General features: G+C 38.6%; 5 protein-coding genes. 1 reads left to right on the forward strand and 4 read right to left on the reverse strand.

Annotated features, from left to right (window positions below; all coding sequences use genetic code 11):
- Positions 1-633: 633 nt before the first annotated feature.
- From F6K54_RS30945 to F6K54_RS30955, 3 genes are all read right to left on the reverse strand, one after another.
- Complete coding sequence (locus F6K54_RS30945) at positions 634-3294, reverse strand: bifunctional serine/threonine-protein kinase/ABC transporter substrate-binding protein (protein WP_293086461.1); 2661 nt, start codon at positions 3292-3294, stop codon at positions 634-636.
- 1218 nt (positions 3295-4512) lie between these two features.
- Complete coding sequence (locus tag F6K54_RS30950) at positions 4513-5937, reverse strand: MlaD family protein (RefSeq protein ID WP_293086463.1); 1425 nt, start codon at positions 5935-5937, stop codon at positions 4513-4515.
- A 440-nt stretch (positions 5938-6377) separates the two neighbouring features.
- On the reverse strand, positions 6378-7190 hold the full coding sequence (locus tag F6K54_RS30955) for an ABC transporter ATP-binding protein (protein ID WP_293086466.1): 813 nt from the start codon (positions 7188-7190) through the stop codon (positions 6378-6380).
- A gap of 996 nt (positions 7191-8186) precedes the next feature.
- On the opposite strand from F6K54_RS30955, the gene yvcK reads away from it, so the two are divergent.
- Positions 8187-9575 (forward strand): uridine diphosphate-N-acetylglucosamine-binding protein YvcK, encoded by a 1389-nt coding sequence (gene yvcK, locus F6K54_RS30960; protein WP_293086471.1) that lies wholly within the window; start codon positions 8187-8189, stop codon positions 9573-9575.
- A gap of 1064 nt (positions 9576-10639) precedes the next feature.
- On the opposite strand, the gene F6K54_RS30965 is transcribed toward yvcK, so the two are convergent.
- Positions 10640-10855, reverse strand: a 216-nt coding sequence (locus F6K54_RS30965; RefSeq protein WP_293086468.1) for a hypothetical protein, incomplete at its 5' end; no start/stop codon positions are given.

A 10855-nucleotide genomic window follows, 5' to 3' on the forward strand; every position in this document is an offset into this window, starting at 1 on the left:
CATGTCCGGTAGCATCGGAGCGTGTATAAAATTAAGGTGACACTCTTGAGAAAACCTTCTGCCTCCTGCCTCCTGCCTCCTGCCTTCGTTAGAAAACCTTCTGCCTCCTGCCTCCTGCCTCCTGCCTCCTGCCTTCGTTAGAAAACCTTCTGCCTCCTGCCTCCTGCCTCCTGCCTTCTGTACACCAAAGTCTAATTATTCAACCGGACATGATATGATTCTATTAGGTACATAGACAAAATGGCGTTGCTGAAGCGCGTGTATGATATTAATCGCGCATTACTTAGGGTTTGCTGAAAAAGTCTTATGGGTGAGGGTAGGAGACAGGAGACAGGAGACAGGAGACAGGAGACAGGAGACAGGAGACAGGAAGGTTTATATCATGTTCGGATAATCAGTTATAAAAAACCTTCTGCCTTCTAACCTTGCTCTTTTCCTTCTGCCTTCTGCCCTCTGCCTCCTGCTTTCGGTCCACAGATATTATCAGTATTCAACCGAACATGATATTAGGGGTGGGTCCCTACTTCAGCAAAAAGACTTTATATCATGTCCGGATAATCAGTTATAAAAAACCTTTTCCCTTCTAACCTCTTCTTTCCTTCTGCCTTCTGCCTTCTGCCTTCTGCCTTCTAATCAATCACATTCCAAAAGACTAAACTGGCTGACAGGATAATCAAGAGGCAGAAATGTATAGCCTAATGGCGAACAACTAGACTTCACTACTTTAGTAAAAGTAATTCTTGACTCCTGGCGATCGCCACTTGATAAAAAAGTTATTTCTCCTGTAGCACCCTCAGAACTAAAATTTTCACTTGCTAAAATTTGTTGCAAGGCAATACGATTGAATTCTTTACGTTCTGGCAGCTTTCCTAATGCTGTAATCAAGGTTATAGCTGCATCATAAGCAAAAGCTGTACGCCAACTAACAGTTCCTCCCCAGATGTTTCTTGCTTGCAATGGAAAATCTGGATCAGGACTATTCAAGCTGTGCCACGGTGTAGCCACTATAACATTTTTCTCTGCTTCTTGAGCGCCAAACTTGAGAGTATAGTTACTATAGAGGTTCTCTCCAGTAATTATCGGTAAATTGAGCTGCCAATTGGCTTTTATTACCTCTATTGCCTTTGCTAAAGTGGAAATATCTGGCAATAATACAATTGCAGTAGCTTTTTGTTTTTCTACTCTATCTATAGCAGCACTGGCATTAAAAGAAGTTCTGGATAAATCAAACAATTCATTCATGTCTTTAACTATTTTGCCACCACCAGCACTGAAACTAACCATAAATTGATTCTTGAGAGATTCACTGTAAATATCATTAGGATTATCAAACACAGCTACTTTTTGCTGTTCGTCAGTAGATTGATTAATTAAGTAACTTGCCATTGCTTGAGTCATTGTGGCATCAGATGGTATCATCCTAAAGAAAAAATCATTGCGATTTGATAATTTAGAAGCACTAACAGTGGGAGAAATTAAAACCAGTTTATTCTGTTCATAAATTGGAGCTACTTCCATCGTAATTTCACTAAAAGTATGACCAATCACTGCCAAAACTTGACCTGTTAAAATCAGATAATTTGCTATTTTTACTGCTTGCTCTGGAGAGTTGCCATCATCAACAATAATTACAGTTAAACCCTTACCTCCAATCAAATTATCGCTCAGGTTTATGGCATTCTGAGCTTGAGCAACTCCCCGTAATTTTTCTAAACTATAGTTGAGAGCTTGTGACTCACCTGTCATTGATGCTACAACTGCTATAGTATAAGCATCAGTATTACTAGCAGCTAGTCTGGCATTATTCAGGTAAATCAGAATTTCTGGATCATTAAAGTGTTTTTTTCTAGCTGTTTCTAAAAGTTCGACTGCTTGCAAATAATCACCATCGGCAAAAGCTTTAATTCCTTCTTCTTTTTCTGTGGGTGCAGAACCTGGTATCAGAATTTCTTCCCCACAACTTAAATTATCATCCAGTTTTAAAGGACAAGTTGTTGGTGCTTCTGGTAAAATAGCAATTAACACAGCGATCGCTCCTAGTGTTAAAAGGGAAATCTTGCCTAACCATTTATTGACTTGGGGTGTGGCCTCTTGAGATTTACCCTTGAAGTTGAGTATTTTTTTCTGCAATGGAGAGTCAGATAAATAGTTTTTCATGGCGGGAGCAGGTTGTTTATTCTGGGTAGCTTCAACTTCTACTTGTAGTTGTTGGTTGTAGTCAGTCAGACGTTCCAAAATATCTTCGGTTGTTTGGGGGCGACACTGAGGTAAATTTGCCATCATCTCATCAATTAAGTCTGCTAATGTTTTTGAAATTTGAGTTGCATACTGTCTCCACATTAATCTACCACTCTGAGGATCGGTAGGCAAATTTCCAGGGTCTTGTGCTGTAACTAAATAAACTATAGTTCGAGCAATGGCAAAGACATCCGACTGTCGTGTGATTTTCCCTTCATATTGTTCTGGGGATGTGTAACCTTTAGAAATCATCCTAGTCACATTTTTGCTTTCAAATTTCCTTAAGTATGTTTCTGTAACTTGCCTAGTCGCACCAAAGTCAATTAATGCTAGTTGACCCCACTTTTGCTTGTGGGAATTTTGTTGATGTTCAGTGTGATTTTTTTCATTTTCAACCTCCTGTATGTGGTCTGATGTTTCTCCGTTTTTTTCTAGTTCATTCCCAGGCCATGCAACACTTTCTTCGAGCATTGAAATTGAAGATGCATTATTTGCTATACTAGCTCTAGCTTCTTCTATAAGTAAATTCCCATCAGTTCCAGAGGGTTGTTTTGCTCCATTATGATTGAAATTTATTGTTGTAGAGCTACGCAACATGATATTTGTTGGTTTAAGATCCCGATGGATGCAGTGATGCTGATGAAGTTTAGAAATGATTTCTACTAATTGTGTTAGCCAGGCGATCGCTTGTTCTTCTTCTATGGGTTGATGATGATGAATTTTTTGCAACCAGTCAGATAAATTTATACCCTCAATTTTTTCCATTACCAGACAGTGTAATGGTTCATCCCCCGCTTCTGACCAAATAAAGTATCCTTCTGGTTCGACTTGTGGTAATCCAGGTTCGTGTAACTGTGTTAAAACTTTTGCTTCTTGCTCAAACAAAGAAATTACTTGCTCCATTTCTTCATCTTCTATTGCTCTTGGCACTTTCAATATTTTCATAATTTTTATCGTACCACTATCATTAACTTCCCAAGTTTGACCAAAACCACAGTCTCCAATAAGTTTAATCGCTCGATAGTGCTTTTGTAATATTTGTCCAGGATTAATCATCTTCCTACAAGTCAAAAATTAAAAATCAAAGGTATAGCGCTGCGCACAGGCAACAGGCAACAGGCAACAGGCAATAGGCAACAGGCAACAGGCAACAGGCAACAGGCAACAGGCAATAGGCAATAGGGGGAATAATATCATGTCCGGTAGCATCGGAGCGTGTATAAAATTAAGGTGACACTCTTGAGAAAACCTTCTGCCTCCCCCCCTTTCAAAGCAGGGCTGTTTCAAAGTATTGTAGATTAAAGATGAGCGGGAGAACGGGAGTAATGGGCATTGTGGAACAGTGAAATTTGCCAAAATTTGCCGATTTTGAGCGCCCATAAGCATCCCTTTTACTCTAACTAAAATGGTGAAAAGTCAACTTTTAATCATAAATTAAAAGCCCTCATCCCCGTGTCTCCGTGTCTCCGTGTCTGGTGTGTCCCCGTGTCCCCGTGTCCCCGTGTCTATCGAGAATGAAACAGCCCTGCCCCCTTTCAAAGGGGGGGGTAGGGGGGATGCCTCCTGCCTTCCTTCCGCCAAAGTCTAACTATTCAACCGGACATGATATAAATTGCCGATAATATAAGACTTTTAGCTATTGGACACCTCCTGCAATTTGTAAATATGCCAGCGCACATTGCTATATATTAAAATATACAGACACTAAGTCATCATATTAAATCCCTTTAATTACAGATCATTCAGCACTTTAGTAGCCATGGCTTTTAGCTATTGTTATTATCAGGATATACAACCGGATTTAATATAATTTACTGACTACTATACCAATTTTATTGAGTTTTGTTAGAGAGTAATAAAGAAGTAATATCAAATCCGGTTAAACAGTTATAGAATGGTTAAGTCTTTATAATTCAGAATTTCCGTTTGTCATGCTTCGCAAACAGAATTTCCGTTTGTCATGCTCCGCAAACAGAATTCAGAAGAAGAAAGATAAGACAAGATGAGCGTAGTGGACTGACACAGCTAAAATGGTGCAATAAGTGTAGGTTGGGTTGAGGGACGATCTTCGGAGCTTATCCGTTAGGATAAACCCAACATTAGTAAGGTTTTGTTGGGTTTCCCTCCGGGAAGCTCCGCTAACACTGCCGTACCGCTACTTGGTGTGCAAGCTACAACCCAACCTACATTTTTAGGCGTGTCAGTCCACTACTAGACTACAATTGGTTGGAGTCAGAAACCCCATCCAATTGTTCCCTCTGTCTTCTGCCATTTTTAATTTTCTGTCAATTTACTAACTTCTGAATTACCACTATCTTTTAACAAAGTTTCAATATTTTTTGCCATTCGAGTTTGCTGCTCTAACTGCTTTGTTGAAGAGAATAAATCACCCAATCCATTAATAATCTGTTTAAGACTTCTCCTAAATCTATCATCCCCAGTTAAATCATCTAAATCTGATGTCATTTTCTGCACATTTTGAAATGTTGCTCTAGCTGAATCTAATGTTTGTTGCAACATAATTATATTTGTAGAACTATTTAAGTCACTAGAAATATCTCTTAGATTAGCAGAAGTTTCTACAGCATTTGCCGATAATATTTCTAAATTACCAATCAATTCTCCTCTTTCTAGATCGCTAACTATCGGACTTAAACTTTCCATTAACACTGCTAACTCTTCCGTCGTTTTCTCAATATTATCTAAAGTTGCTATAAGAGTAGAACGATTTGTATTAACAATTGAATTAATCTGGTCTGCTGTTAAACTAAATTTCTTCGCTACTTCCTCTGCAGAATTTGCGGAAGCGATCGCTGCCTCAGAAACTTTTGCTGTAGATTCTTCCATGGCTTTAGTCACATTTGCTATGCCATTGGAAATATCATTTACTTCTCTTTCTACAGTTTTAGTCAGACTACCCAAATCTCTCTCTACAGTATTAGTCAAACCACCTATTTCCCCTTCCAAAGTATTAGTCAAACCACCTATTTCTCCTTCCAAAGTATTAGTCAAACCACCCACTTCTGCTCTAAGAATTCCTGTTATTTCATCAACATCTTCTCTTAAATATTGACTTATACCTTGCACTTCTCCTCTAATAGTTTCTGATAAATCAGCCAGTTGTTTTGTGAGCTTAGAAGCTTCTGCAGAGGCATTAGCTGTATTTTCAGCAATTATTTTGATATTACTAAATAACTCTGGGTCACTATATAGATCAATTAAACGTATTCCTGCTCTTAATAGTTGCTGTATTTCTACTCCTGCTTGCCCTTGTAAACGGTCATTATTACAGATAATTATTTCCGGACAATTAGAGGATAAAGGACCAGCAGAAATTTCTGATTCTGGTATTCCACCTCTAGGAGTAATATCTATCACTGCAGTACCAATAAATGAAGATGTATTTGCTTGAATAAACACATCACGAGGAATAATTAAATCTTCAGGTTTAATTTCCAGACTAATATCTACTCCATTTGGCCCTGGTTTAATTCCTACTACCTGTCCAACATTAATACCTCGATATCTAACCGATGTGCCTAACTCCAGACTAGATGCACTTTCAAATTCCACTATTACCTTATAACTACGTTGGCCTAAGTTTACTCCCCTCAACCAAAGCACTAATACACCAAATAAACCTAATCCTAACAAAGTTAATAAACCAACTGAACCTTCTCTAGCTGTTCGCGATCGCATAGTTTCCCCAAAATTATCAATAAGCTATAGTTATATATACCTTCTCTATAGCAATGTGCGCTGGCATATTTACAAATTACAGGAACTGTCCAATAGCTAAAAGTCTTATATTATCCGTTTTTTATTCCCCTCGTGGGAGGGGGAGGGGCGAGGGGTGGGTTGCCAGATGAGCTGTTGCCTGCGCACAGCACTATAAATCTATTAATTTTTCTGGCCTTTAATCTGGCAATTATCAAAATAACATGGGTCTAAAACCCTGCCTTTTAAGGCTCAATATTTTTGGAGCCTTGCTCAAATGCCCTACTTCCCCTCCTGGGAGGGGTTAGGGGTGGGTTAACTTCTGACTCTCTTGGTGCGCGTTCCCTCTCTTGGTCAGCATTCCCTTGCGACTAGCGTCGTCGCGGGGTCGCACCGCTTCTGACTTCTGAGTTCTGACTTCGTTAAGTTCCTTGCCTTCCAGTCAAACCTCTATCCAATACCTGAATTGGCCCATCTACACTACCTGTAAAAAATTGTTGTACCAAAGGATTATCCACTGTATCAATTTCATCCACAGTACCAACCCACTGCACTTTACCCTGATAAAGAAATACAATTCTGTCTGCTGTGCGACGAATGGTACTATGTTGATGAGTAATCATTACATAAGTGCTACAACCACCATCTACATATTGTAAGCGACGTACCAAATCTTCAATTACAGTAGAAGCGATGGGGTCTAAGCCCGCAGTTGGTTCATCATATAATAATATTTCTGGGTCATCATAAGGATTTTCTGGATTAGTCATAATTGCTCTTGCAAAACTCACTCTTTTACGCATCCCACCAGATAACTCTGCCGGATAGCGATCGCCAATACTACCCAACCCCACCATTTCCAATTTTTGCTGCACCAACTCCTGAATCTGGGAATGTGGTAACTTACTCTGTTGATACAAAAGAAAACCCACATTTTCTTCTACTGTCAGGGAGTCAAACAGAGCAGCATTTTGAAAGACCATACCAATAGTAATTGGATCTTTCAAATCATCCATCCATCTAACTCGTCGCTTTCCCTGGACATAAACTTCTCCAGCATCAGGAGTCAATAAACCAGCAATAATTCTGAGAACTGTGGATTTACCAGTTCCAGATGGACCAATAATTGCCAATGCTTCTCCGCGATAAATTGTTAAGTCTGTTTCATCTAAAACAACATTAGACCCGAATGACTTACTAACTCCTTTCAATTCGATTATAGGTTCGTGGTTCATCGTTTACACTTAACAGTCCACAATAAAGTATTGGCCTTGAAAAAGCAGTAAGTATAGCAATAGACAGGTAGGGCGCGGACTTATACTGATAAGGATGCCGAATCAGGGGAAATGTTTTTCCCGCTGTGTCCCTGGTCTGTGCCATAACAGATTTTTTTGGCAGTATATCAAGGGAGCATAACAAAAGTATCCAAGTTTGAGATTTAGTCAGCCTCGATCTTCTGCACTTTAGCTTCTGTTATAGAATTTTCAAAAAATAATGTTACAAATAGTGTAAGTCAAGAAAAAGGAAAAAAGCTTTAGTTATCCAGGGCAGAGTTCAACAATTAATAATTAATAATTAGGGTTTGCTGATTAATTCTCGCTCGTATTGATAAATAAAGGTATTAGCCTTTTTGGGGTTCAAAAAAGTGCCAGCTTTTCAGTGCTAAGAGCTGCAAAAAGCTAGTATTTTCGGCTGACTATGGTAGAACAATCATGGAACAAAACTTAGCTCCTATCTGCTCACTCATTCCCCGTTCCTTCTGTCTCCTGTCTCCTTTCTCCTCCCCCTACTAAAAGACTTTTGAGCGCAAACCCTAATTAACAATTACCTATCCTTGAAAACGGATAGGATTGACTCAAAGGAAAATTTTTTCTTGTTTTTCCTTTAAATGAAAACCTTTAAACCTTAATTATTCGGTAAAAAGAAAGAAGTCAGAAACAATCAACAATTAATGATATATTTTCTCTCTCAACTAGATAAATAAGTTTTGAAAAAAATAGAGTAATTTTATACCAAAATGCTCTATTATTTGTAGCAAATATTAATCGTAGTTGGTGTTATAGCACAGAGAAATACTTTTCCCACTTTTGCCTGTTGCCTGTTGCCTGTTGCCTGTTGCCTGCTATCAAAACAATTTAATTCTGAAGCACCATAATACTGTCAGAATCTTCTTTATTGTAGATATTATTTTTGTAAAATTTGTCCTTAATCAAGCTAAGGCTAATATTGCTATGTCAACTGGTTTAGTAAAGAAAACTCTGCGTATCTTTCTTAAAAGTAATTTTTTTGTTGCAAAACGTCGTCAGACCAACTCTCAGATAATTGGCCAATGGTTTAAGTGGCTATCTCCAGGATTATTTATCAAGCGGTGGTTACTCCTGAGTGCTGCTGGCGTACTACTCACTAGCTTAGGTCTATCAATATGGACTGGAATGACACCAATTTTTTACACCCTACGGCTACTTAAACAATTTTTGGGCTGGGTGACGACTATATTTCCTAATTATATTTCCGGGCCCATAATTATCTTTGCTGGATTACTTTTTATCTTCTGGGGTCAAAATCGTAGTATTAATTCTATTACTCAGGTGTTAATACCAGAGGGAGAGGAAAAATTGGTGGATCGGTTACTTGCCCATCGACGATTAAATCGAGGTCCAAAGATAGTTGCTATTGGTGGAGGTACAGGTCTTTCCACCTTGTTAAGAGGTCTCAAGGATTACAGTGCTAATATTACTGCTGTTGTGACGGTGGCAGATGATGGTGGTTCTTCTGGTAGGTTACGACGAGAGATAGGGGTACTACCACCAGGGGATATTCGTAATTGTTTAGCAGCTTTGGCTAATGAGGAAAAGTTATTAACTGAGTTGTTTCAGTATCGGTTTCGTGCTGGTGATGGTTTGGTGGGACATAGTTTTGGCAATCTTTTCCTCACGGCGATGAGTGAAGTTACTGGAGATTTGGAACAAGCTGTAGCTGCGAGCTCTCAAGTTTTGGCTATACAGGGTCAGGTTTTACCTGCTACTCTTACTGATGTGAATTTGTGGGCAGAATTGGCTGATGGACGACGTATTGAGGGTGAGTCTAATATTACGGAAGCTAGGGGAAAAATTGTCAAAATTGGCTGTACTCCGGAACACCCTCTTGCTTTGCCCAAAGTTTTACAGGCAATAGAAGAAGCTGACTATATTATTATTGGCCCTGGTAGTTTATATACTAGCGTGATTCCTAATTTATTAGTGTCTGAAATTGCTGAGGCAATTGCTTCTAGAAATATTCCTAGTATTTATGTTTGTAATATTATGACTCAGCCTGGAGAAACTACTGGATATACTGTGGCTGACCATATTCGTGCTATTGATGTTGCTACTGGTAAACGATTATTTGATACTGTATTAGTTCAGGGAAAAAGTCCTTCAGCACAAGCATTAGTTCGTTATGCTCAAGAAGATTCTCATCCAGTTTTTCTTGACCGTGAAGAAGTTAGAAATTTAGGAAGGAAAATTCTTTTGACTAATGTGATGTATGAGGATGAAAAAACTGGTTTTGTTCGTCACGACTCGATGATGTTAGCACAGGTATTATTAAAATGGTATGAGCGGATTGAATTTAATAAATAGGGTTTACCGATCAAATCTAAAAGCATTGACATATAAAATTTTTAGCATTTTTTAGTTAAAAAAAGTTCAAGCTTTTAGGTCGTAATGGTTCAAAAAATTAGCATTTTAGGCGCATAGTTGCGCAGAATAATCAAGGGATTATTCTTCTTCCTACCTCCTCTATAATTCCCCTAATACCAATTCTTAAAAGTAATGCTATACTTGGGTAACACTTCAGTTATTAAGTTACTAATACTAACTTTATCATTTTTTGCTAATTAGGGCTTGCTGATTAAATCTAAAAGTCTTTACAGATAAAGGTAAGTGCCTTTTTAAGTATCAAAAAGTGCGAAGTTTTAGGTGGTAATGGTTCAAAAAAGAGCGGATTTTGCTCAAGAGTTGGGCAGAAAAATCTAGTGCCGCTACGCGGAAATCATGCATTCAAAAGTCAAAAGTCAAAAGTATTGATTGGTAAGGCTTTTCGGATTTTGTAACTGGTTAGTTATTTCTGCCATCCTGCACTAGGGACGATTCTTACTACTATCTCCTCTATAATTCCCATTTCTCCTGTCTCCTGTCTCCTGTCTTCCCCTCCTGGGAGGGGTTAGGGGTGGGTTGTCTCCTACCCTCACCCATAAGACTTTTTCAGCAAACCCTAGTTAGCAGCCAAGTTAATGTTAATTATTCTTCTGTTTATTCCTTCCCCACTCCCCTACTCCCCCTCCTGGGAGCTATGCTTTACCCACATATTTCTTAACATAAAACTTGACAAAATAGACGAATTATAAGTAAGTCTTGGCTCGGCTTTTTCGGGAGAAAAAATGTATGGAAAAATACTTTTTTTCTGACAACTTCAGTAGTTTTACTTATACCAATTTAAAAAAAGAATGTTACGAATAATAAGTGCAATAAAAAGATTTTGCAGGAAATGTCCCTTTGATAAAAAAGAGAATTTACGACCTGAAAACTGGTATTAAATCTATTCCCATACGGCTCCTGAATTGCAGGATTGCTGTTTGCTTCGCGGTGACAAACGGAAATTCTAAGAAATACTCTAGTGCAGGATGGCAGAAATAACTAACCAGTTACAAAATCCTAAAAGCCTTACCAATCAACCCACATTCCGCACCACAAAATGTAGCAACCGAAGGAGGAGTCAGGAGACAGCTATACTGGAGACAGAATTTGAGAAGAAAATCATAGCTGCCGCGATCGAGTACACGATCGAGTAAGTATTTATGCGTAAATTTCTTACTCAGAATTTGATCGACGAAAAAAGTAATTGAGATGATTTGTATAGT

Source organism: Okeania sp. SIO3B5 (assembly GCF_010692555.1).
In the GTDB taxonomy this organism is placed as follows: domain Bacteria; phylum Cyanobacteriota; class Cyanobacteriia; order Cyanobacteriales; family Microcoleaceae; genus Okeania.

Coding starts and splice junctions, on each gene's coding strand:
- F6K54_RS30945 (WP_293086461.1), bottom strand. CDS start 3,294: ATGATTAATCCTGGACAAATATTACAAAAGCACTATCGAGCGATTAAA.
- F6K54_RS30950 (WP_293086463.1), bottom strand. CDS start 5,937: ATGCGATCGCGAACAGCTAGAGAAGGTTCAGTTGGTTTATTAACTTTG.
- F6K54_RS30955 (WP_293086466.1), bottom strand. CDS start 7,190: ATGAACCACGAACCTATAATCGAATTGAAAGGAGTTAGTAAGTCATTC.
- yvcK (WP_293086471.1), top strand. CDS start 8,187: ATGTCAACTGGTTTAGTAAAGAAAACTCTGCGTATCTTTCTTAAAAGT.